Source organism: Teichococcus rhizosphaerae, assembly GCF_002631185.1.
Classification (GTDB): domain Bacteria; phylum Pseudomonadota; class Alphaproteobacteria; order Acetobacterales; family Acetobacteraceae; genus Pseudoroseomonas; species Pseudoroseomonas rhizosphaerae.
The window spans coordinates 1-20,288 of sequence record NZ_PDNU01000066.1; the positions used below are offsets into that span (position 1 = coordinate 1).

The 20,288-nt window shown below is 72.7% G+C and carries 20 protein-coding genes; 8 read left to right on the top strand and 12 right to left on the bottom strand.

The genetic code is table 11. The features are described from left to right. Positions 1 to 302: 302 nt before the first annotated feature. Entirely contained in the window at positions 303 to 1,199 is an 897-nt protein-coding gene (locus CR162_RS20200) for a DMT family transporter (protein WP_245870504.1), read from the top strand. Positions 1,200 to 1,223: 24 nt separating this feature from the next. Here CR162_RS20200 and CR162_RS20205 read toward each other — a convergent pair whose 3' ends face one another. The 4 genes from CR162_RS20205 to CR162_RS20220 all read right to left on the bottom strand — a co-directional run bounded on the left by CR162_RS20205 (position 1,224) and on the right by CR162_RS20220 (position 4,865). Next, positions 1,224 to 2,339 carry a THUMP domain-containing class I SAM-dependent RNA methyltransferase gene (locus CR162_RS20205; protein WP_099097308.1) on the bottom strand — a complete coding sequence of 372 codons (1,116 nt, stop codon included), beginning with the start codon at positions 2,337 to 2,339 and terminating at the stop codon, positions 1,224 to 1,226. A 266-nt stretch (positions 2,340 to 2,605) separates the two neighbouring features. After that, the gene (locus tag CR162_RS20210; protein WP_099097309.1) at positions 2,606 to 3,646 is read right to left on the bottom strand and encodes a DUF3618 domain-containing protein; all 1,041 of its coding nucleotides are present in this window, start codon (positions 3,644 to 3,646) and stop codon (positions 2,606 to 2,608) included. Next, a complete protein-coding gene (locus CR162_RS20215) occupies positions 3,643 to 4,035 on the bottom strand; it encodes a phage holin family protein (RefSeq protein ID WP_099097310.1) in 393 nt (130 codons plus the stop codon). The genes CR162_RS20210 and CR162_RS20215 overlap by 4 nt, the downstream gene beginning before the upstream one ends. Then, positions 4,035 to 4,865, bottom strand: a complete 831-nt coding sequence (locus CR162_RS20220) for a hypothetical protein (protein WP_099097311.1) — start codon at positions 4,863 to 4,865, stop codon at positions 4,035 to 4,037. Before CR162_RS20220 ends, CR162_RS20215 begins: the two co-directional genes overlap by 1 nt. Positions 4,866 to 5,437: 572 nt before the next feature. Between CR162_RS20220 and CR162_RS20225 the strand changes: the two genes are divergently transcribed. The 3 genes from CR162_RS20225 to CR162_RS20235 all read left to right on the top strand — a co-directional run bounded on the left by CR162_RS20225 (position 5,438) and on the right by CR162_RS20235 (position 7,049). Continuing rightward, positions 5,438 to 5,749 (top strand): hypothetical protein, encoded by a 312-nt coding sequence (locus CR162_RS20225; RefSeq protein WP_099097312.1) that lies wholly within the window; start codon positions 5,438 to 5,440, stop codon positions 5,747 to 5,749. A gap of 101 nt (positions 5,750 to 5,850) precedes the next feature. Then, positions 5,851 to 6,378: an MbcA/ParS/Xre antitoxin family protein gene (locus tag CR162_RS20230; protein WP_099097313.1), complete on the top strand. Its 528-nt coding sequence runs from the start codon at positions 5,851 to 5,853 to the stop codon at positions 6,376 to 6,378. Then, positions 6,375 to 7,049: an RES family NAD+ phosphorylase gene (locus tag CR162_RS20235; protein ID WP_218014948.1), complete on the top strand. Its 675-nt coding sequence runs from the start codon at positions 6,375 to 6,377 to the stop codon at positions 7,047 to 7,049. The genes CR162_RS20230 and CR162_RS20235 overlap by 4 nt, the downstream gene beginning before the upstream one ends. Positions 7,050 to 7,063: 14 nt before the next feature. On the opposite strand, the gene CR162_RS20240 is transcribed toward CR162_RS20235, so the two are convergent. The 6 genes from CR162_RS20240 to CR162_RS20265 form a co-directional block, all read right to left on the bottom strand. After that, entirely contained in the window at positions 7,064 to 7,858 is a 795-nt protein-coding gene (locus CR162_RS20240; RefSeq protein WP_099097314.1) for an ABC transporter permease, read from the bottom strand. Continuing rightward, a complete protein-coding gene (locus CR162_RS20245; protein ID WP_099097315.1) occupies positions 7,855 to 8,721 on the bottom strand; it encodes an ABC transporter permease in 867 nt (288 codons plus the stop codon). Before CR162_RS20245 ends, CR162_RS20240 begins: the two co-directional genes overlap by 4 nt. A gap of 10 nt (positions 8,722 to 8,731) precedes the next feature. Beyond that, on the bottom strand, positions 8,732 to 8,959 hold the full coding sequence (locus CR162_RS20250) for a hypothetical protein (RefSeq protein WP_176559959.1): 228 nt from the start codon (positions 8,957 to 8,959) through the stop codon (positions 8,732 to 8,734). Next, positions 8,956 to 9,750 carry an extracellular solute-binding protein gene (locus tag CR162_RS20255; protein WP_176559960.1) on the bottom strand — a complete coding sequence of 265 codons (795 nt, stop codon included), beginning with the start codon at positions 9,748 to 9,750 and terminating at the stop codon, positions 8,956 to 8,958. Before CR162_RS20255 ends, CR162_RS20250 begins: the two co-directional genes overlap by 4 nt. 100 nt (positions 9,751 to 9,850) lie before the next feature. Beyond that, a complete protein-coding gene (locus CR162_RS20260; protein WP_099097318.1) occupies positions 9,851 to 10,942 on the bottom strand; it encodes an ABC transporter ATP-binding protein in 1,092 nt (363 codons plus the stop codon). A gap of 179 nt (positions 10,943 to 11,121) precedes the next feature. Further along, entirely contained in the window at positions 11,122 to 12,471 is a 1,350-nt protein-coding gene (locus CR162_RS20265) for an aspartate aminotransferase family protein (RefSeq protein ID WP_099097319.1), read from the bottom strand. Positions 12,472 to 12,645: 174 nt separating this feature from the next. On the opposite strand from CR162_RS20265, the gene CR162_RS20270 reads away from it, so the two are divergent. The 4 genes from CR162_RS20270 to CR162_RS20280 all read left to right on the top strand — a co-directional run bounded on the left by CR162_RS20270 (position 12,646) and on the right by CR162_RS20280 (position 16,043). After that, positions 12,646 to 13,608, top strand: coding sequence for a MurR/RpiR family transcriptional regulator (locus CR162_RS20270; protein ID WP_176559961.1), 963 nt, complete (start codon positions 12,646 to 12,648; stop codon positions 13,606 to 13,608). A gap of 118 nt (positions 13,609 to 13,726) precedes the next feature. Next, positions 13,727 to 14,464: an MFS transporter gene (locus CR162_RS22985; RefSeq protein WP_245870505.1), complete on the top strand. Its 738-nt coding sequence runs from the start codon at positions 13,727 to 13,729 to the stop codon at positions 14,462 to 14,464. Then, positions 14,407 to 14,919, top strand: coding sequence for an MFS transporter (locus tag CR162_RS22990; protein ID WP_245870506.1), 513 nt, complete (start codon positions 14,407 to 14,409; stop codon positions 14,917 to 14,919). Before CR162_RS22985 ends, CR162_RS22990 begins: the two co-directional genes overlap by 58 nt. A 164-nt stretch (positions 14,920 to 15,083) precedes the next feature. After that, positions 15,084 to 16,043, top strand: a complete 960-nt coding sequence (locus CR162_RS20280; RefSeq protein WP_099097321.1) for an ABC transporter substrate-binding protein — start codon at positions 15,084 to 15,086, stop codon at positions 16,041 to 16,043. 7 nt (positions 16,044 to 16,050) lie between these two features. Here CR162_RS20280 and CR162_RS20285 read toward each other — a convergent pair whose 3' ends face one another. Together CR162_RS20285 and CR162_RS20290 are read right to left on the bottom strand one after the other, a co-directional pair. After that, positions 16,051 to 18,462 carry a bifunctional diguanylate cyclase/phosphodiesterase gene (locus CR162_RS20285; protein WP_176559962.1) on the bottom strand — a complete coding sequence of 804 codons (2,412 nt, stop codon included), beginning with the start codon at positions 18,460 to 18,462 and terminating at the stop codon, positions 16,051 to 16,053. 291 nt (positions 18,463 to 18,753) lie between these two features. Continuing rightward, the gene (locus tag CR162_RS20290) at positions 18,754 to 20,064 is read right to left on the bottom strand and encodes a coiled-coil domain-containing protein (RefSeq protein WP_141563266.1); all 1,311 of its coding nucleotides are present in this window, start codon (positions 20,062 to 20,064) and stop codon (positions 18,754 to 18,756) included. Positions 20,065 to 20,288 lie beyond the last annotated feature (224 nt).

Below are 20,288 nucleotides of genomic sequence, written 5' to 3' on the forward strand. Positions count from 1 at the left end.
ACCACGCGGTGGGACACGACCTGGGCGTGTTGCCCTGCGCCCGCGCGGGAAGCGCCGAAAGCGCGGGCAGGGCGGCGCCCATGGCCATCAGGCCGCGGCGGGTGAACGTCGTCATCCTGGATCCTCCATCTGGGCCCGTCATGCACGGGCCTCTTGCGCGCCATCTTGCTGGCGTGGGCCGGAAGGGGGCAAGTGCGGGCGGGCGCCGGCCAGGGCTTTGCAGCGCAGCGCCATCTGGCTACTGCTGCGCCGCGGCCGCCCCATTCCGGGCGAGAAGGCCGCGAGGGGTGGAATCAAACGCCGTGTCCGCATTCCCGCGCCTGAGCGCCCTGGCCGTGGGCACCACGGGCGGCATCGCCATGATGCTGCTGGGCGTGCTGCTCTTCGCCGTCAACGACACGCTGGGCAAGTGGCTGGTGGGGGCCTACACGGTCGGGCAGCTGCTGCTGGTGCGCAGCATCGCCGGGCTCTGCGTGATGGCCCCCTTCATCCGCCGCGCCGGCCCGCACGCCTTCCTGCGCCCGCCGCGGCCCGGGCTGCAGCTGCTCCGCGTGGTGTTCTCCACGCTGGAAACCTCCCTCTTCTTCTGGGCCCTGACCGAGCTGCCCCTGGCGGAGGTCATGACCTACTACATGGCCGGGCCGATCTATGTGACGGCGCTCTCCCCCTTCCTGCTGGGCGAGCGGGTGGGCTGGCGCCGCTGGACGGCCGTGGCGGTGGGCTTCGGCGGCGTGGTGCTGGCCCTACACCCCTCGCCCGGTTCCCTTTCCCTCGGCGCGGCCTGCGCCTTGGCCGGCAGCTTCAGCTATGCCTGCTTCCTGATCTACACCCGCAAGCTGGCCGGCACGCGCGGGACGGTGCTGATGACGGCACAGCTCCTGGCCGCGCTGCTCTTCGGCGGCGCGCTGGTGCTGGCCCAGGGCTGGACGCCGCCCGGCGGCCTGGACCTGATGCTGATGCTCTTTCTCGGCATCGGCTCGCTCGCCGGCAATCTCTGCGTGAACCAGGCGCTGCGGATCGCGCCAGCCTCCGTGGTGGTGCCCTACCAGTACACCCTGATCCTCTGGGGCATGCTCTTCGGCTACCTCTTCTTCGGCGAGGTGATCGGGCCGCTCACCATCGCGGGGGCGGCCATCATCGTCGGCGCCGGCCTGTTCATCTTCCTGCGCGAGCAGCAGCTGCGCGGCCGGGCGGGCTGAACGGCCCGCTGCCCGGGCGACGGGTCAGGCCAGCGGGCCGGTCCGGTACAGGGACACCCGCAGCCCGCCATGCGGCACGGGAGGGCCGGGCGGCAGGAATGGCAGGCCGGTCGCGTGGGCGAGGCCGGGCTCGCTGGTGACGATGCCCACGCGCCAGCCGGAGAAGCGGCTCATCAGGCTCTGCCCGAGCGCGCGGTACAGCGGCGTCAGCGCCTTCCTGTCCCCGATGCGGGTGCCATAGGGCGGGTTGACGATGACGAGCCCCGCAGGCCCTTCCGGCGGCACGGCCTCGCTGATGGTGGCCTGCCGGAACTCGGTGAAATCCGAGACGCCCGCGCGCTCCGCATTGGCGCGGCTCATCGCGACCGCCCCGGCATCCCGGTCGCTGCCATAAAAGCGGAAGGCGGGCGTGCGGCCACTCCTCACCGCCCGCATGCGCTGCCAGGCTTCCGCGTCGAAACTGGCGAGATGCTCGAAGGCGAAGTGGCGGGCGCGGCCGGGATTGAGGCGCGCGGCGATCTCCGCCGCCTCGATGACGAAGGTGCCGGATCCGCACATCGGGTCGAGCACGGGCTCGCCCCCGTCATAGCCGCATTGCCGCAGGAAGAGGGCGGCCATGGTCTCGCGCATCGGCGCGCGGTTGACGGCCTCCTTGTAGCCGCGCTTGTGCAGCAATTCCCCCGAGGTATCGACGCTGACCGTGCAGAGATCGTGCTCGATGCGCACCCGCACCACGATGCCGGCCTCCGCGGAACACGGCGCGCCGAGCGTGCCGCGGATGGCGGCCTCGACCCGCTCGGCCGCGGCGCCGCTGTGATAGATGCGCGAGCCCGCGCAGCTCGCCTCGACCCGGAAGGGCACGTCGGGGCGCAGCACGCTGCCCCACGGCACGCGGCGGGCCCGGTCATCGAGCTGCGCGAGGTGGACGGCGCGGAAGGACGCAAGGCGCGCCAGGACACGCCCCGCGCCGCGGATCCACAGATTGGCGCGCCACACCTCGGGCCAACCGCCCAGGGTGACGACGCCGCCCGGAACGGCCTTCGGCTGCCTGAAGCCCTTGAGGCGCACTTCCTCGCAAAGGGCCGGCTCCAGGCCGGGAAGGGTCGAGAGGAAGATCTCGAAGTTGTTGTCGCTGGTCATCTCTACCGCAGGGCCGGCCGCCTGGTCCGCATGGGCAGCCTCGCCGCCCGGTGCGCGGAAGGAGCCGGGGGCGGCAAGGCCCGCCGCCTTCTACCATCCGGCGGCGGGAACGCCTATGGCGGCGGAAGGAGGCGGCGCGGAGCCGCGGCCTCCCCGCCAGGGAGAGGGCCTATCCACCCCCTCCCGGCCGGAATGGCGGCGCCTCCGCCCGGGCCGGGGAACAGGTGCCTTCCTGATCCCGTCGCCGGAGAAGGCGCCGCGCCGCCTCAGGAGATCGAGGAGGGCTTCCTGTCCTTGTCGGCCGCCGTGCCCTCATCCGGGCGCGGTTCGCGAACCGCCTGCTCCACCGCGTCGCCGATGGCCGCGACGGGGCTGTTCTTCTCGCTCAGCTTGTCCTTGGCCTGCTCATAGGTCTCGGCCAGCGTCTGGCCGACCTCCTGCACCTGGGCGGTGACCACCTCCTTCGCCTGCTCGTACTGCGTCTCCGCGGTTTCGCGGATCTGCCGGGTGGCGGCCTCGCTCGCCTCGCCCATCAGGCGGTCTTCCGTTTCCGTGCGCGGCAGAAGGGCGCCGAGCGCGGCACCGACGGCCAGGCCCAGCGCGCCGATCAGGAGGGGCTGCTCGGTGCTGACGCGGTTCCAGTTGCCGCTGGCCTGCTGGCCGAGGCGGCTGCCACCCTCCGCCAGCCGGCCATAATGGTAGGAGGCGGCATCGCGCGCATCGTGGCTGTAGGCGCGCGCCCGGTCCCCTACTCCGCCCGCCGCCTCGGAAACGCTGCCCGCCACGTCGGAGGCCATGCGGCTGACGGAGGCGGCCGCGTCCTTCACGCTTTCCTTGGCTCCCGCCACGGCATCGCCGATGCGGCTCCCGAGGCCGGGGGAGTCCGATCCCGCCGTGGTGCCGGTGGCCGGGGGGGCCGAGGCGATCCTGGGCGCCGGCAGCGCGGCCGGGCGCGCGGGAGGCGGCGGATAGGAGGGCGGCGGATAGCTGGAGGACGGCGCGTAATGGCTGGTCCGCGTGCCGCTTCCGTCACGCCCGGACATCATCAGCCAGCCGATCCCCGCGCCGATCATCAGCACCGGCAGGGGATTGTCCCGCACCGCCTGGCCGAGATTGCGCGCGAACTGGGCGCCCCCGGCATTGCGCGCGTATTCCAGCGCCTGCTCGACGATCTGGCCGGGCGCCATGCTGTCGCGCAGCGCCTCGATCGTCTCGTTGACCCGCGCGCGGGTGCGCTCGACATCGCTCTCGATCTCGGCGGCGGAGCGGCCGCGCGGGTCGCTGGTCTGCTCGGTGGTGTGGCTCATCGCACGGCCTCCTTGGCGAGATTGGCATCCTGCGACACCTGGTGGACGGTACGCTGCGGCACGAGTTGCGTGGCCCGCAGGCGGTTCACGCCCGCGCGCAGCAGCAGGAAGCCGATCAGCACCGTCGCCGCGCCGACGATCAGGCTGGCCAGGGCCGTGGACAGGCCCATCGTCACCAGCCAGGCCGAGAGGGCCTGCAACAGGATCACCAGGCCCGCCATCAGCAGCGCGGCGGCGATGGCGATGCTGCCGACGCCACGTCCGACCTGCCCGACAGCCTCATTGATCTCGGCCCGGACGAGCTGGACTTCCTTGAGCACCAGGGTGGAGGATTGCTGGACCAGATCGCCGAGCAGGTCAGGAACGGTCCGGTTGGTTTCGTTGGCCATCAGGAGGTCACCTCATCGCTCCGGGGCATGCTGCCCGGCTGCGCCGCATCCGGCCGGTGCGCCGCGGCGCCACCCAGCGTGGCGGCGGGCATGGTCATCGGCATGGGCGTGCTGCCGGGGGAGGCGGGATCGTTGACCCAGCCGGGGGCCGGGCCCGCGCCGCTGGAAGGACCGGTGCTGCCGCCGGCGCCAGTGCTGCTGCCAGCGCCGTTGCTGCCGCCAGAAGCGGTTCCGGTGCCGCTCATGCCGGCGCCGCCCTGATAGGCAGGGCGCGGGGAATAGGTGGTGCCCGCGGACCCCGAGACGGGCGCCGCGCCGGCCGGATGGCCGCCCGGCATGCCGCTGCGGGCGAAGCGCGTGACCGCGAAGCCGGCCAGCACGGCCGCGCCGAAGAACGCGACGGGCTGCCGGCGGGCGAAGCCGTTGATCTCCCCCATCAGCTCGCCCACGCTGCGCTCCCGCAGGGCCGCGGAGATGCCTTCCACGGACTCCGCCGCGGCACGCACATGCCGGGCGATCTGCGGCGAGCTGTCCTCCAGGTCGTCGGCCACGCGGCGGACGGCATGCGCGAGCCCTTCCGCCTGCTCGGCGCCGGCGGCCTTGCCCTGCTCGGCCACGGCCTGGGCGCGTTCGGTCACCGCCTCGGTGATGCTCTCCTTCTTCTGCCGCGCTTCCTCGGCAAGGCTGGCGGCGGCTTCCCTGGCATCCTTGCGGATGTCGGGCATCGCCTCGCTTTCCTTGTCCTTGAAGCCGGACCCCGTGGCGCCAAGCGGCCGGGCGCCGCCAACAGGCGTGGAGGGGGAGGGCGGGTCGGGATAATGTCCGCTCATGCTCTAGCCCTTTCTCATTCGTCACGCTGATCGGAACCAAAAGCAGGCGATCGGCTAGGGAAGCAATTGATCAGGAACCGAAAGGTTTCCGGCGCTGCTGCCTCAATCTCGGTGAAGCCGAGAAAGAAATTGGACTTGAGCGCAGCATTTTCCGGCTGTGCCCTTTCGGCAGGCCACCTCTCCGCCGGCATCCGGGGAGAACGTCGCTGGTCGCCAAAGGAAAGTTCCTCGCGCGCGAGAAGCAGGGGCGTGCCGTAGCGCGGCGCAGCCTTCTCCTCGCGAAAGTTCCTCGCGCGCGAGAAGCAGGGCCCGCATGGCGATGCGCCCTCCGCCGCGGCGGTTCGTCGCGCTCGCTTCTTTTCTCATTGTCGGGTAGGCCGATCCTCGTTCCAATGAGGCGCCGGCAGGGAGCCTGGCCCGCCCGGCCGCCTCGCCCCGGCTGTTTCGCATGGGGGCCACCCGCGCTGCGGGGCCCGGGAGATGGCCGCCAGGGTGGCGGCGGGCGGGCGCCGGAACCAGCCATTGCCCTGCCTGGGCCGCAGGCGGGCGCACGGATCAGCAGGATGGATCAGATGAAGCAACCGACCCAGGACCTGCCGAGCGCGCCTGTGGTTCAGCTTGGGCGGGCGCGGGAGGACAAGCTCTGGGCCGTCATCGCCACGATCGGGCGGCGGACGCGGGTGGCGGAAATCCATGTCAGCCGGGTGGCGGCCGATGCCGACATGGCCTGGCGCGAGCAGCAGGTCCGCGCCTATGCCGGCTTTCTGCGCAACTCCGGCGTGCCTCTGCCCAACTACAGCGTTTCCGCCATCCGCAGGGCCGATCTTCCGCGGAACTGGCGGCCCCTGCCGGCGCTCGGCTTCCTGAGAGGCCAGTTCATCTAGGCTGCCCCGATAGACGGCCGCCCCCCTTGGCAAGCGCCGGGCTTGCAAATGCGGCATTCCTCTCGATATGGTCAATGTCTCGATCTGGACGAGGAAAGCCCATGCGCCGCCACCTCTCCACCCTCGCACCGGCCGCGGAGGCCGCCCTTCCCCGGCTGGACCCGCGCCGCTTCGCGCCGGAGAACCGGCGGCGTCTCAGCGCGCCCGGCATGCGGACCTTTCTCGCCATCGCCGACCTGTGGGGGCTGGACGAGACGCAGCGGCTGCTGGCTCTGGGCTATCCGGCGCGTTCCACCTTTCACCGCTGGGCCAGGCTGGCGCGCGAGCATGGCGCGTTCACGCTGGACGTGGACACGCTGGCGCGGATCTCGGCCATCCTCGGCATCCATCAGGCGCTGGGCGTGCTGCACGAGCACGAGCGGGACGGCGTCGCCTGGCTGCGCCGGCCGCACGGCGCCACCCTCTTCGGCGGCCAGCCACCCCTGGCACTGATCACGGGCGGCACGCAGGACGGGCTGATGGCCGTCCGCCGCTTCCTGGACGCGACGCGCGGCGGCCTTTCCATGGAGCCGAACGCGGCCGACCGGGACTTCGCCCCTTACACGGACGCGGAACTGGTCCTTTCGTGAGCGGCCGCCTCGCTCCCGCGCCGGTGCCCAGCCACCGGCTGGTGCCGTCCCGCTTTCCGCCCATCGGCCTGTTCGACACCGTGGCCACCGCCGCCGACATGCAGGCCGTGATGGAGCTCGCGGGCTGGACCAATGACCGGCTGGTGCAGGGGCGCATCCAGCGGCTGCCGCCAGACCAGTGGGTGCATGGGCGGCCGAATTCCAGCATCGTCATGGCGGCCTTCCTGCACGCCCCGCCCATGGGCGGGCGTTTCAACGGCCCCGATCTCGGCGCCTGGTATGCCGCGGCGGCGCTGCCCACGGCGGCGGCGGAGGTGGCGCACCATCTGCGCCGCGAGGCGGTGGCCACCGGCCTTCCCTCCCTCAGCCGCGCCTACCGCGCCTACACGGCCGAGCTCGCCGGCGGCTATCTCGACCTGCGCGGGCAGCGGCAGGCGCGGCCGGAGATCTACGCCCCCGGCAGCCATGCCGCCTCGCAGCCCTTCGGCGAGGAGGTCCGCGCATCGGGCACCGACGGCATCCTGTATGACAGCCTCCGCCATGCGGGCGGCACCAACGTGGTGGCCTACCGCCCCGCGAAGATCCTGGCCGTGACCCAGGCGGACCACTGGAAGGTGACGGTGGAGGCCGCCTCGCGCCGCATCCGCCTGCACCGGCTGAGCCGCGGCTGAGGCGCGGGCCTTGGCTACTTCCCCATCATCGAGCCCATCACCCCGCGCCGGCCGGAGATCAGCGCGATCAGCAGCGTGGCCAGCAGGCTGACACCGATCATGATGGTGGCGATGGCGGTGATGGTCGGGTTCACCTCCAGCACCAGCTCGTTGAACATGCGCTTGGGCACGGTCTCGTAGGTGCCGGCGACGAACAGGGTGACGATCACCTCGTCGAAGCTGCTGACGAAGGCCAGGATGTAGGCCGAGGCGAGGCTCGGCAGCAGGTTCGGCAGCAGCACCCGCAGCACCATCTGGCGGCGGCTGGCGCCGAGGGTGAAGGCGATCTGCTCGATGCGCTGGTCGAAGCCGCGGATCGCCACCCCCACCACCATGATGACGAAGGGCGCGGACAGGATGACATGCGCCAGCACCAGCCCCAGCGCGCTGCCGAGCAGCCCCACCTTGGCCAGAAAGAGATACAGCGCCACGGCGATGACGATGGCGGGCAGGATCATCGGCGCGATGAAGTTGGCCTCCAGCAGGCCGCGCCCGGGAAAGCGCCCGCGCGCCACGCCATAGGCGGCGAGGCTGCCCAGCACCAGCGCGATGACGCTGGAGACCAGCGCCAGCAGGGCCGAGGTGACCAGCGCCTCCACCCAGCGCGGATTGCCGAAGAAGCTCTCGTACCAGCGCAGCGAGAAGCCGGGCGGCGGGAATTGCAGCGAGCTGGCGCTGCTGAAGGACATGACGATGGTGATGACGATCGGCACCAGCAGGAAGGCGAGGCCGGCGAGCGCGACCGCCGCCGCGAAGCTGCCGGCCCTCATGAGCGCCGCCCTCCCACCATGCGGTAGAGGCCGAAGAGCAGGATGGTGGCGCCCAGCAGCAGGGTGGAGATGGCCGCCGCCACTTCCCAGCGCGGCATCACGTTGATCAGCACGTCCAGCATGTTGGCGATCATCGGCACGCGGCCGCCGCCGAGGATGGCGGGGGTGACGTAGAAGCCCAGCGTCAGGATGAACACCAGCAGGGTGCCGGCGGCGAAGGCCGGCAGGGTGAGCGGGAAGAACACCCGCCAGAAGATCGCCATGCGGCTGGCGCCGAGGGTGGCGGCGGCCTGGAACAGGCGCTCGTCCATCTTCATCATGCTGGCCACCAGCGGCAGCACCAGGAAGGGCAGCAGCACGTTGGTGGTGCCGATGGTGACGCCGAGCGTGTTGTACAGGAAGGGCAGCGGCGCCTCGGTCAGCCCCAGCCAGAGCAGGCTGCGGTTGACCAGCCCGGCATTGCCCAGCACCACGATCCAGGCATAGGTGCGCACCAGCACGCTGATCCAGAAGGGCAGCAGCACCAGGCTGAGTGCCACGAGCTGCGCGCGGGGCTTCAGGCAGCGTATCCAGAAGGCGAGCGGGTATCCCAGCGCGCCGCAGACCAGTGCGGTGATCAGCGCCATCTGGAAGGTGTTGCCCAGCACCCGCAGATAGACCGGCGACTGCCCCAGCTCCGCCCAGTGCTCCAGCGTCGGCTGCGGGCTGAGCACGCTCTGCGCCAGCATCAGCAGGATGGGCAGGTCGAAGGCGATGATCATCAGCCCGAGCAGGGGCAGCGCATAGGCGCCCGCCCCCCACCCGGCGCGGGGCGCCGCGCGGGCCGCGTGGCCCGGCAGCATGCCCTGCGTCACGGCGCTCACCGGCCGCGCCTCACATGCCGAGCTTGAACTGCTGCCAGCGGCGCTCGACCATGTCGGCATTGTCGAACCACCACTTCACGTCGTGCTGGAACTGCTGGTCGCGGTAGACCGTGGGGAACTCGGCCATCTTCTCCTTGGGCAGCAGCGGCGTCAGCTCGGGGCTCGCGCCGGTGTAGGAGATGATCCTGGCCGCCTCCGCCTGGTGCTCGGCCACGGTGAAGTAGTGCAGCAGCTTCATCGCCGCCGCCTTGGCCGCCCTGTTGGCGCCCTTGGGCACCACGAGGTAGGAGCAGTCCAGCGCTCCCTGGTTGAAGTGTAGGAAATACCCGCCTGGCCCGCGACGCGGCCGGAATAGGAGGCGGCGTACTGCACCTCGTTGTCCTTGAGCAGCTGCGGCGGCTGCGCGCCGGCGGCCCACCACACGGCGACCGAGGGCTTGATCCGCTCCATCACCCGGAAGGCGCGGTTGAGGTCGAGCGGGTAGAGCTTGTCCGGCGCCACGCCATCGGCCAGCAGCGCGAAGGCCAGCATGTAGGGCCGGTCCTGCATGGTGCGCCGGCCGGGAAAGTCCTTGGTGTTGAAGAAATCGGCCCAGCTCTGCAGCGGCTTGGCGTCGCTGCGCCAGGCCATCAGCGTGGAATAGTACTGCCAGCCGAGGCCCATGGGCTGGCGCGCCTCGGGAAAGATCGGGTTGGGGTTGATCGCCTCCCAGTCCAGCGGCTCGACCAGGTCCAGCGCCTTGGCCTGCTCCAGCGCCGTCGCGCCCACCTCGAACAGGGTGATGGGCGGGTTGCCGGCCTGCACCAGGGTGCGCAGCTTGCCGAAGGGGTTGGGGCTTTCCCGCACGACCCTGGTGCCGGTCGCGGCGGTGAAGGGCTTGATGTAGGGCTCCATGGACTCGCCGGAGGCCCCGCCCGCCTCGATCATGCGGATCTCCGGCACCGTCTGCGCCCGCAGCAGGGCGGGACGGGCCAGGGCAAGGCTGAAGGCGCTGCCGGCAAGGAAGGCTTGGCGTCGGGTGACAGGCATGGTTTGGCTCCTTTGGCGGGTCGGTGTGGTCCTTGGTGGTGCAGCCGGCCCCGGGCCGGGCGGCGGACGGGGCTGGCGGCGGAATGGTCCGGTGCGCGGGCTAGGCGGGCTGCAGGCTGGGCGTGCCGGCCAGGGCCGGGCGGGCGGCGTCCGTCCCATCGGGCAGCAGCCAGCCATCCTCCGCCGCCCAGCCGAGCGGCAGGGGCGTGCCGGGCGCGGGCGCCGTGGCGCCGGGCGGCGGCGTGGCCACCAGCCGCGCGCCCTCGGCCGTTTCCAGGTGCCAGCGCTGCAGGTGGCCGAGATAGACCGCCTGGCGGAAGCGGGCCGAGAGGCCTGATGAGCCGAGGCGGATATGCTCGGGCCGCACCACCAGCGTGGCGGGGCTGCCTTCCGCCCGGCCATCGGCGCGGCAGGGCAGCAGGGCGCCACCGGGAAGGCGCAGGCCCCCCGCCTCCAGCCGCCCCTCGAACATGTTGGCGAGACCCAGGAAGTCGGCCACGAAGCGGTTGGCGGGGCGGCGATACACCATGTGCGGCGCCCCCACCTGCTGCACCGCGCCCTGGTCCAGCACCAGCAGCCGGTCGGACAGGGACAGCGCCTCCTCCTGGTCGTGCGTCACCAGCAGGGTGGTGATGCCGAGATCCCGCTGCAGGCTCTTCAGCTCCACCTGCACCTCCTCCCGCAGCTTGCGGTCCAGCGCGCCGAGCGGCTCGTCCAGCAGCAGGATGTCGGGCTCGAAGACCAGGGCGCGGGCCAGCGCCACGCGCTGCTGCTGGCCGCCCGAAAGCTGCGCCGGCTTGCGCGCCCCGAAGCCGCCAAGCCGCACCCGGGCAAGGGCCGCCTCCACGCGGCGCGCGATCTCCCCGCGCGGCGTGCCGCGCACGGCCAGCGGAAAGGCGACGTTCTTCTCCACCGTCAGGTGCGGGAACAGGGCGTAGGACTGGAAGACGAGGCCGATGCGCCGTTCCTGCGGCGGCAGGTGGGTCACGTTGCGGCCACCGATGCGGATGCGCCCGGCCGTCGGCGCGGTCAGCCCGGCCACCATGGAGAGGATGGTGGTCTTGCCCGAGCCGGAGGGGCCGAGGATGGTCAGGAACTCGCCTTGCGCGACGGAGGCCGTCAGGCTGCGCACCGCGACCATGGGACCGTAGCGCTTCTCGATTCCTTCGAAGGCGATCTCACCCAAGCTCATCGCTCCCGGTCTGCTGTGGCGCCCGAAAGGCGCGTGAGGTGCATGGCGGCCCGCGGGCGGGTTCCGGCCGCGCGGGCGCCCGCCGCAGGGCATGCTAACGTGCGGACAGCGCAACGTTCAGCAAATATCGTGCCGAGGCCGGCACAGGCCTGCCGGGGCGCGGAGCCCCCCTGCGGCTGCTAGCCCAGCGCCTCGGCCACGCAATCCACCATCAGCCGGCCGAGCAGCGTGGTTTCCGCCTCCGTCATGGGCGTGGACAAGGCGCCGGAGACGTTCGGCGTGACCAGCACGCCGCTCGCCAGCAGGGCCGCCTGCACCCGGGCCAGCGCCTCGCCGCCGGGTGTCGGCGTGATGTCGCGGAAGTCGCGCAGCACGCGGCCGGTCAGGTGCAGCCGGAACAGCCCGCCCATGCCGGTGAGCTGCGCCTCCAGCCCGGCGGCGCGGAAAGCGGCATTGGTCGCCTCCCGGAAGGCATCCCCCAGCGCGTTCAGCCGGCTGACGGCGGCTTCGTCATAGGCATCGAGCGTCGCCTTGCCGGCCACCATGGTCAGCGGGTTGGCGGAGAAGGTGCCGCCAAGCGCCACGCCGGGCTTGCCGTGCGTGTGGTCATACACCGCCATGCGCGCGGCCGGCCCCGCCACGCCGCCCGCCGGCAGCCCGCCGCCGATCACCTTGCCCAGCGCCACCAGGTCCGGCTTCAGCCCGAACAGGCTGTGCGCGCCCGCATGGGCCATGCGGAAGCCGATCACCTCGTCGCAGATCAGCATGATGCCGTCCCGCGCGCAGGCCTCCTGCAGCACCTCGACCAGCGCGGCGCTGGCCGGGATCATGCCGATGCGGGAGGCGAGCGGGTCGAAGACGATGCCGGCCAGCGTCCTGCCCTTGCGGCGCAGGATGTCGGCGCAGCGCGCCGGGTCGCCATAGGGCAGGATCACCGTCTCGGCGATCAGCCCGGGCGGGGTGCCGCGCACATAGGGTGTTGCGGCCGGGTCGCCATCCGGCCCGTCCCAGTTCTCGGGCGAGGATTCATAGCCCAGCTCCATCACGTCATAGGTGCCGTGATAGGCGCCCTCGAACTTGGCGATGGCGCTGCGGCCGGTCAGCGCCCGCGCGCCCTTCACCGCGTACATCACCGCCTCGGTGCCGGAATTGCAGAAGCGCACCCGCTCCAGATGCGGCGCGCGGCCGGTGATCGCCTCGGCCAGCGCGATTTCGGAGGGGGTGGGCAGGCCGAAGGCGGTGCCCTGCCCCACGGCCTCGCGCACCGCCTCCACCACGGGCGGGAAGGCATGGCCATGCACCAGCGAGAAGAAGTTGTTGGAGCAGTCCAGCACCCGGTTGCCGTCCAGGTCGGTCAGCCAGCAGCCCTGGCCGCGGAGCGCATAGGGCGGGTGCGGCGGGAACCAGGAGGAGGGGCGCATGCTGCCGCCCGGGATCACCTTCTGCGCGCGCATGAAGGCGGCGCCGGAATGGGTGAGTGGCAGCTCCAGCCCCGTGTCGTTGAGCCCGCCGACATTGTCTGCGACCATCATCCGCTCCTTGCCCGCGCCTTGTGGCAGAAGTGGATCATATGTTTCTTTCACGCGCAATGCGGATCATATGATCCGACGCAGCCGGATCGCCACCCGTCGACCAGCCCACCCGATGAACCTGCCCGCCATGACCCTGCCCGCCGCCATCCCCTTCTCCCACGCCTTCCCCTCATGAGCGGCGGCGAAAGCGAGGCCCTCCCCGCCGCCCCGGCAGGCGCGGTGCCCGAGCGCCTCGGCCAGTTGCTGCCGGAGCTGGCCGGCCCCATCGCCAAGGCGGCGCGCCATGTGCTGGCCTATCCGGAGGACGTGGCGGTGTTCTCCATGCGGGAGCTGGCGCGCCGCATCGCGGTGCCGCCGGCCACGCTGGTGCGGCTGGCCCAGCGCCTGGGCTTTCCCGGCTACAACGCGCTGCGCCGGCGCTATGTGGAGGGGGTGCGCCAGGGCACGGCCGGGTCCGGGGTGGCGGGCATCGCCGCCGCCCGCAACCGCGACAGCGCCCGGGCCCTGGCCCAGGCCGCGCAATCCGGCAGCCTCGCCGATTTCGCCGCCGGCTTCTTCGCCGCCGAGCAGGAGGTGCTGCGCCAGACACTGGCCGGCCTGTCCATGCCGGCTCTGGAAGCGGCGGCGCAGCTCCTGGCCGGGGCGCGGCGCGTGCAGGTGCTGGGCCGGCGCACCGCCTTCGTCACCGCCTTCGCCCTCGCCTACACCCTGCAGAAGGTGCGCCCCGACGTTGCCCTGCTGAACGACCTGGCCGGCGCGCCCGAGGCGATGCTGGAGGATGCGGGGCCGGGGGATGTCCTTGTGGTGGTCACCTCCGCCCCGTTCAGCCGGATGGCGCTCAGCCTGGCCGAGCAGGCCGCCGCCGCCGGGGCGCGCATCATCGCCATCGCCGAGGCCCCCATCCCGCCGCTGCGCCGGCTGTGCGGCCCGCTGGTGTTCCTGGGCTGCACCCGTGGCGGGGCCTTTCCGGAATCCGTCGGCGGCTCGCTGGCCATCGCGCATCTGCTGGCGGCCCTGGTCATCGCCCGGCTGGGCGAGCCGGCGCAGAAGCGCATCGCCGCCAACGAGAAGCGCATCGTGATGCGGCAGGAATACCTGATGGCCGGCCCGCCGCGCGGCCGGCCGCGGGAATAGGAGGCCGCCAGGGCCGGAAGAACCGGAGGGAACCAACGGCACAAGAGGCCTGAGCTTGGCAATTTTGCCCGTATCCGCCGCTTTGCCGGAAAGGATACCGAGAGAAAGCCGAACGGACATGCCAAGCTCCCGCAGCCAACGAGGATTGGACTGGCTGAACTTCTTCGCCGCCGATGTGCAGACCGGCTTCGGGCCGTTCATTGCCGTCTATCTGGCGGCCAACAGCTGGACGGAGGCGCAGATCGGCCTCGCCCTCAGCCTCGGCACGCTGACGGCCATGGCCGGGCAGGTGCCCGCCGGCGCCGCGGTGGATGCCATGCGCAACAAGCGCCTGGTGGCCGCGCTGGCGCTCGGGGCCATCGCGGCGAGCGCGGTGCTGCTGGCGCTGCGGGCGGATTTCTGGCCGGTGATGGCCTCCGAGGTGCTGCATGGCGTGGCCAGCGCGGTGCTGGTGCCGGCACTCGCCGCCATCAGCCTGGCCATGGTGGGGCGCAACGCGCTCAGCCAGCGGCTGGGCCGCAACGGGCGCTACGCCTCGCTCGGCAACGCCTCGGCGGCGGCGGTGCTGGGGCTGATGGGGGCCTATGTGTCCTCGGCCTCGGTGTTCTGGCTGACGGCGGCGCTCACCCTGCCGGCGCTGGCCGCCCTCTACAGCATCCGCTCCGCGGACATGACGGAGCGGGTGCGCCGCATCCAGAGCCGGGGCAGCGGCGAGGGCGGGCTGCGGCGCCTGTTGACGAAGCGGGGCGTGCTGGTGTTCGCCGGGGTTTGCTGCCTCTTCACCGCCGCCAATGCCCGATGCTGCCGCTTTCCGGCGCCCTGGCCACCCACCAGTCCGGCGGCAAGGCCAACCTGATCGTGGCGGGGGGGCTGATCGCCTCGCAGCTGATCGTGGCGGGCATCTCGCCCTGGCTCGGGCGGGTCGCCGAGGCGCGCGGGCGGCGGCTCCTGCTGCTGGCCGGCCTGTCCGTGGTGCCGGTGCGGGGCGCGCTGCTGGCCTTCTTCGACGGGCACTGGGCGATCCTTCTCGCCCAGGCGCTGGACGGCATCAACGCCGCCGTCTTCGTCATCCTGGTGCCGCTGGTGGCGGCCGACCTGACGCGCGGCACCAACCGCTTCAACCTCTGCATGGGCATCTTCGGCCTGGCCGTCGGGGTTGGCGGCATGGTCAGCACCACGGCGGCGGGGCTGGCCGCCTCCTGGTTCGGCAGCGGCGTCGCCTTCGCCGGGCTGGGCGTGACGGGGCTCCTGGCTTTCCTGCTGGTGCTGTTCGCGATGCCCGAGACCAGGGGCGGCGGGGATGACGACTGAAGCCGGCGCGGGCGTCCTCGCCCCGCCGGGCAATCCCGCCGGGCAATTCCGCCCGAGGGGGATCTGCTCTAAAGCTGGCCACTGCCAAACCCGGCGATCCGCCAGACACGAGGCGGCCACGGCCCCTGCCCGGCCCTGCCGCCGCCGCCGCGAGGACCCTGCCCATGCACCGACGCACCCTGGCCCGGCTGAGCGCCGGCGCGCTCGCCCTGCCCTTTCTCGGGCCTTCCGCCTCGCAGGCCGCAGGGCCCGGGGTGCTGCGCATCGGCTGGCTGCGGGCGCCGAACGACATCACCACCGGCCGCGCCCGCGGCACGCTGGAAAGGGCGGCGGCCGCGCAGGGCGTGCGGGTGGAATGGGCCGGCCCCTTCGCCGCCGCCGCCCCCGCGCTGGAGGCGCTGAACGCCGGCAGCATCGACATCACCGCCGGCAGCTCGCCTGCCTGCGTCACCGCGCTTTCCGCCGGCATCCCGATGGTGATCTTCGCCTACCAGAAGATGTCTCCGGCGGCGGAAGGCATCCTGGTGAAGCGGGATTCGCCGATCCGGACCCTGGCGGAGTTGCGCGGGCGCAGCGTCGCGGTCAATCGCGGCGGCACGGGCGAGTACCTCCTGGTTCGGGCGCTGGAGCGCCACGGCATCGACCCGGCCAGCGTCCGGCGCGCCTATCTGACCCCGAGCGACAGCGGCGCGGCCTTCGCGCAGGGCCATGTCGATGCCTGGGCCAGCTGGGACCCCTTCATCGCCATCGCGCTGCGCGCCTATGACGCGCGGGTGCTGGCCGATGGCGCGGCGATCGGATCGGACAACGCCGTGACGCTGATGGCGCATGCGGAGATGGCGGCGCGGCGCTGCCCGCTGTTGCAGGCGGTCTTCGCCGCCTGCCGCGCCGACAATGAATGGGCGCAGGCCAACCCGGCCGAGGCGGGCCGGATCTGGACGGGCGCGATGGGGCTGCCGGCGGAGCTGGCGCCCGCCATCGGCGCCAACAACGCCGTGCCGATGCGCGCGCCCACCGAGGCGGATGTGGCGCAGATCGCCCGGATCGCGGACTGGTACGTGGCCCACCGCATCGTGCCGCGCCGGCCGGACATCGCCGCCGGGGTGGTGCGGCTGGAGGGCTGAGGCGCCCTCAGGCCCCGGCCTGCCTGGAGGCGGACAAGGTTCGGGGCGCTTCGGCCACGGCCTGGTGCAGGCCCAGCCGGGCGACGAGGCCGCGGACCTGGGCCAGCGGCACGGGAGGGCTGAACAGGTAGCCCTGCGCCTCCTGCACGCCGCATTCGCGCAGCCGGGCGAGCTGCGTGGCGGTCTCCACCCCCTCGCCCAGCGACACCATCCGCAGATCCCGCGTGATGCCCAGAACGGCCCGGATCACCGCGTCGCATTCCGGCCGCTCGCCGATGCCGCGGACGAAGCTGCGGTCGATCTTGATCTTGTCGAAGGGAAAGTCGAGCAGGTAGGAAAGGCCGCTGTAGCCGGTGCCGAAATCGTCCAGCACGACGCGCACGCCGAGGGCGCGGAGCTCGTAGAGCAGATCGCGCACATGCTTGGTGTCCATCGCCATCACGCTCTCGGTGATCTCCAGCTCGAGCAGTTCCGGGCTCAGGCCGGAGGCGGAGAGGGCCTGCCGGACATGGCGGACGATCTCGTGGTCGCGGAACTGAGCGGCGGACAGGTTGACGGCCACCTTCAGCCGCGGCCAGCGCGCCGCCTCGGCACAGGAGCGGGCCAGGGCCCAGGCCCCCATGGCGACGATCAGCCCGCTCTCCTCCCCCGCCGCGATGAACTCGGCCGGCGGCACCAGCCCACGCGCCGGGTGGCGCCAGCGCATCAACGCCTCGAAGCCCGTCACGCCCCCGCTCCGCAGATGGACCAGCGGCTGGTAGTGCATCTCGAACTCGCCCTGGGCCACGGCGCGGCGCAGATCCTCCTGCAGCACGCGGCGCCGCACGGCGCGCTCCTCCATGCCCTCCTCGTGGAAGGCGAAGGCCTCGCCGCTGCTCCGGGCGCGGCCCAGCGCCAGGGCCGCCTGCCGCAGCAGCGCCTCCGCCCCCTGCCCGCCGGCGGCCCGGGCGATGCCGATCCGCGTGCCGAGATGCACCTCCCTGCCCTCCACGGTGAAGCTGTCCCGCAGGGCGGCGCCCAGCTCTTGCGCCAGCTCGGCCGATTGCCGCGCCGTGCTGCCCTCCCCCTCCTGGTGCAGCACCGCGAACTCGTCGGCGCCCAGGCGGGCCAGCAGCGCCCCCGGCGGAAGGCTGGCGGAAAGGCGGGCCGCCACCTGGCAAAGCAGCCCGTCGCCCTGCGCAGGGCCATAGGCCTCGTTGTAGCTGCCGAAGTCGCTGAGGTTCAGCATCAGCAGGCTGGGCCTTCCGCCCGCGGCACAGGCCTTTTCCAGCCGCTGCCGCAGCTCCGCCCGATCGGCCAGGCCGGTGAGCGCGTCCCTGCCGGCCTGCTGCTCCCGCAAGCGGGCCGCCGCGCGCTGCTCGGTCACGTCCTCATAGCTGAAGATCCAGCCCCCCTGCGGCGTGGCGGCATGGCGCAGGAGCAGGACGCGCCCCTTCCATGCATATTCCAGCACCGCCGGCTGCCCTTCCGCCCCGCTTCCCGGCGCCGGATCGAGGATGGTGGCCTGCGCCGCCCGCAAGGCTTCCCCGGGCAGCATCTGGCGCAGCACCGCCTGCCGGCTCATGCCGGGGCGCAGGCTGCCCGGCGGCAGCCCGAGCAGCCGCTCGTAATGGCCGCTGGCCAGCACCATCTCGTCCCCGCGCCCGAAGATGCAAAGGCCGTTGGGCATGGCGCCGAGGGCGAGGTCGAGATGCCCGGCGGTGCGGCGGAGATCGTGGGTGGTGCGGGCGAGCGCCATGCCGGCGCCACAGCCGAACAGCAGGAACAGGCCGCTCACCGCGAGCAGCACGCCGCCCGACAGCAGCACCACCAGGAGGCGCAGCCGGTCCGCCTCCCGCATCGCCTCGCTGCGGCCAAGCGCCAGACGCAGCGCGCCGACCGCCATGCCGCCCTCGTCCAGCAGCGGGCTGTAGAGCACATAGGTTTCCTCACCGCCGGGCCATTCCACCTGCCGGGACGGGCGCCGCTCGACATAGATGGCGTGCGAGGCGGCGCCGCGCGGCATCTCCGCGCCGGCCAGGCGCTGGCCCGCCGCATCGGTGGCGCTGCTGACCAGGGCGAGGCCACGGTCATAGATCGTGGCCTCGGCGCCCAGGGTGCGGCGCAACTCGTCGACCAGGGCGGCGTTCCGCGCGACCGGCACGAAGCCGACATGCAGCGCGCCCCCGGCGATGCGCGGTGCCGCCCCCGCCATGCGCAGGCTGGCCTCGGCGGCGCGCGCGCCGGCTTCCAGCGTCTGGAAGGCGCGCTCCTCCGCGTCGGCCCGCATCCGGCCGCTGGCGTTCCACAGGATGGCGAGCGTTGCCGCCACCAGCAGCAGGCAGAGCATGAACAGGAAGCGGGCCGCGAGGCGGAGGCGGTGCAGGCGGCGTGCCGCCGGATCCTCCGGCGGGGCGGGGCTTTCCTGTGTGGCCAACACGGCGGGCATCCTTTCCGGCGGCCCCGCGCCCTGCCAAGGATCGGCCGCGGGGCATCTCCATGCCGGCCGGCCTTCCTGGCCAGGCCCGCAACCGCCCCGGGATCGGGCGGTGCGCCATACATCCGCAGTTTGCGGTTTACAGAACCATAAGGGGCTGGTGCCACAGGCCAGGGCCGAGGAGGAAAATCGCCCTCCGGGGCCTCGCCCCGGCGCGGGGCCGGTCAGGAACGGGGAGAGGCCGGACTGGCCCACCGGCCTCTCCGAAGCGGAGGGCCGGCAGGCGGGCGCGGCTCAGCGCGGCGCGGCGGGCGTCTGGCCCGGCGTCTCGTCGGGCACCACGGGAGGCACCAGGGGGAGCGCGGGCGCGTCAGCCGCGGCCGGCGGCGCGGCGGGGCGGGGCTGCACCGTCTCCACCGTGCTTTCCATGCCGCGCAGCCGCTGCTCGGCGGATTGCACCTGTTCCGCCAGGCGCTGGCGGCGCTGCTCCAGCTCGCCCCCCTCGCGCCGCAGCGCCTCGTTGGCGGCCGTCAGGCGGGACGCCTCCTCCCGCAGGCCGCGGAGGATGGCGTTGTTGCGCTCCGTCTCGTCGCGGGCCTGGGCGAGGCGCGCCTCGGCTTCCGCCACGGCGCCGTTGCGGGAGGCCAGGGCCGCCTCCGCCGTTTCCAGTTCGCCCCGGACCTCCCGCAGGCGGCGCTCGGCCTCCGTGCGCTGGCGGTCATGCTCGGCACTGGTCCGCGAGGCCGCCTCGGCGGCGCCACGGATCTCCTCCAGCCGGCGCTGCTCGCTGGAAGCCTGCTGGCGAAGGCCGGTGAGCTGCGTCTCGGCGGCGCGGATGGCGTTGTCGAGTTCGGTGCGGCGGGTGTCGAGGCTCGCGACGGAGGCCGTGGCGGCATCGCGCGCGGCGGTCTGCCGGGCAAGCTCGTCCTGCAGGCGCTGCGCTTCCGCGCGCTGCCGCGTCAGCGCGGCTTCCTCATTGGCGAGATTCTGGCGCAGGGTGGCGAGGCGGGCATCCTCCTGCTGGGTCCGGCCCGTCAGCTCGGCCCAGCGGCGTTCCAATCCCTGGAGGCGGGTGTTCGCCTGCTCGGTGGCCTGGGTGGCTTCCTGGAGGCGGGTGCGGGCCTCGGCCACGGCCGCGGTACGGCTGGACAGCTCGCCCTGGGCGGCGCTCACGGACTGGCGGGTCTGCTGGAGCTGCGCCTCCGCCTCGCGAAGGGCCTGCTGGCGGGCGGCGAGCGCCGATTCCGCCTGGCCTCGCTCGGCGTTCAGCTGCCGCAGCCGCTCATTCTCGCTCTCGCTGCCGCGCGAGAGGGTGCCAAGGCGCTCCTCCCCAGCCGTGATCTCGGCGCGGATCGCGGCCGCGCGCCGCGCGGCGGCGGCGCGGGCCTGCTCGGCCGAGTTGCGGGCGGCACGGGCCTGGACCAGACGCTCGCTCAGCGACGCCAGATCCTCCTGGGCCTCGCGCTGCGCGGCGAGGGTCTTTTCCATTTCCGCCACGCGCTGCCCGAGCGCGGCGGCACGCGCCTCGGCGGCGGCCAGCGCCTGCTGGCGCTGCTCGACCTCGGCTGCCCGCTCGACAGTCAGGCCGCAACCGGTGAGGGCCAAGGATGCGGTCAGAGCCACGATCGGCGCCATGGGCCTGGAAAGGCGGCGAGCCATCATTCCCGATACAATCCCCTTGCATGCGGCGCCGGAAGCAGGGCAGGTCCGCCCCGTTCACCGTCTTGTTCCAGGTCGACGGTAAACAGCTTCGGGAGGGGAAGGAAGGCCACAAAATTGTGCCCCGCTCTCCAGAAAGGAAAGCAGGGCGCAGATTCCGGCAACAAAAT

Bases quoted from the DNA above. Each gene is read 5' to 3' on its own strand.
- CR162_RS20205 (WP_099097308.1), bottom strand. From the start codon at position 2,339: ATGACCAGCGACAACAACTTCGAGATCTTCCTCTCGACCCTTCCCGGC.
- CR162_RS20230 (WP_099097313.1), top strand. From the start codon at position 5,851: ATGCGCCGCCACCTCTCCACCCTCGCACCGGCCGCGGAGGCCGCCCTT.
- CR162_RS20265 (WP_099097319.1), bottom strand. From the start codon at position 12,471: ATGGTCGCAGACAATGTCGGCGGGCTCAACGACACGGGGCTGGAGCTG.
- CR162_RS20220 (WP_099097311.1), bottom strand. From the start codon at position 4,865: ATGAGCGGACATTATCCCGACCCGCCCTCCCCCTCCACGCCTGTTGGC.
- CR162_RS20250 (WP_176559959.1), bottom strand. From the start codon at position 8,959: ATGAAGCTGCTGCACTACTTCACCGTGGCCGAGCACCAGGCGGAGGCG.
- CR162_RS20255 (WP_176559960.1), bottom strand. From the start codon at position 9,750: ATGCCTGTCACCCGACGCCAAGCCTTCCTTGCCGGCAGCGCCTTCAGC.
- CR162_RS22990 (WP_245870506.1), top strand. From the start codon at position 14,407: ATGCTGCCGCTTTCCGGCGCCCTGGCCACCCACCAGTCCGGCGGCAAG.
- CR162_RS20210 (WP_099097309.1), bottom strand. From the start codon at position 3,646: ATGAGCCACACCACCGAGCAGACCAGCGACCCGCGCGGCCGCTCCGCC.
- CR162_RS20260 (WP_099097318.1), bottom strand. From the start codon at position 10,942: ATGAGCTTGGGTGAGATCGCCTTCGAAGGAATCGAGAAGCGCTACGGT.
- CR162_RS20225 (WP_099097312.1), top strand. From the start codon at position 5,438: ATGAAGCAACCGACCCAGGACCTGCCGAGCGCGCCTGTGGTTCAGCTT.
- CR162_RS20270 (WP_176559961.1), top strand. From the start codon at position 12,646: ATGAGCGGCGGCGAAAGCGAGGCCCTCCCCGCCGCCCCGGCAGGCGCG.
- CR162_RS20215 (WP_099097310.1), bottom strand. From the start codon at position 4,035: ATGGCCAACGAAACCAACCGGACCGTTCCTGACCTGCTCGGCGATCTG.
- CR162_RS22985 (WP_245870505.1), top strand. From the start codon at position 13,727: ATGCCAAGCTCCCGCAGCCAACGAGGATTGGACTGGCTGAACTTCTTC.
- CR162_RS20240 (WP_099097314.1), bottom strand. From the start codon at position 7,858: ATGAGGGCCGGCAGCTTCGCGGCGGCGGTCGCGCTCGCCGGCCTCGCC.
- CR162_RS20280 (WP_099097321.1), top strand. From the start codon at position 15,084: ATGCACCGACGCACCCTGGCCCGGCTGAGCGCCGGCGCGCTCGCCCTG.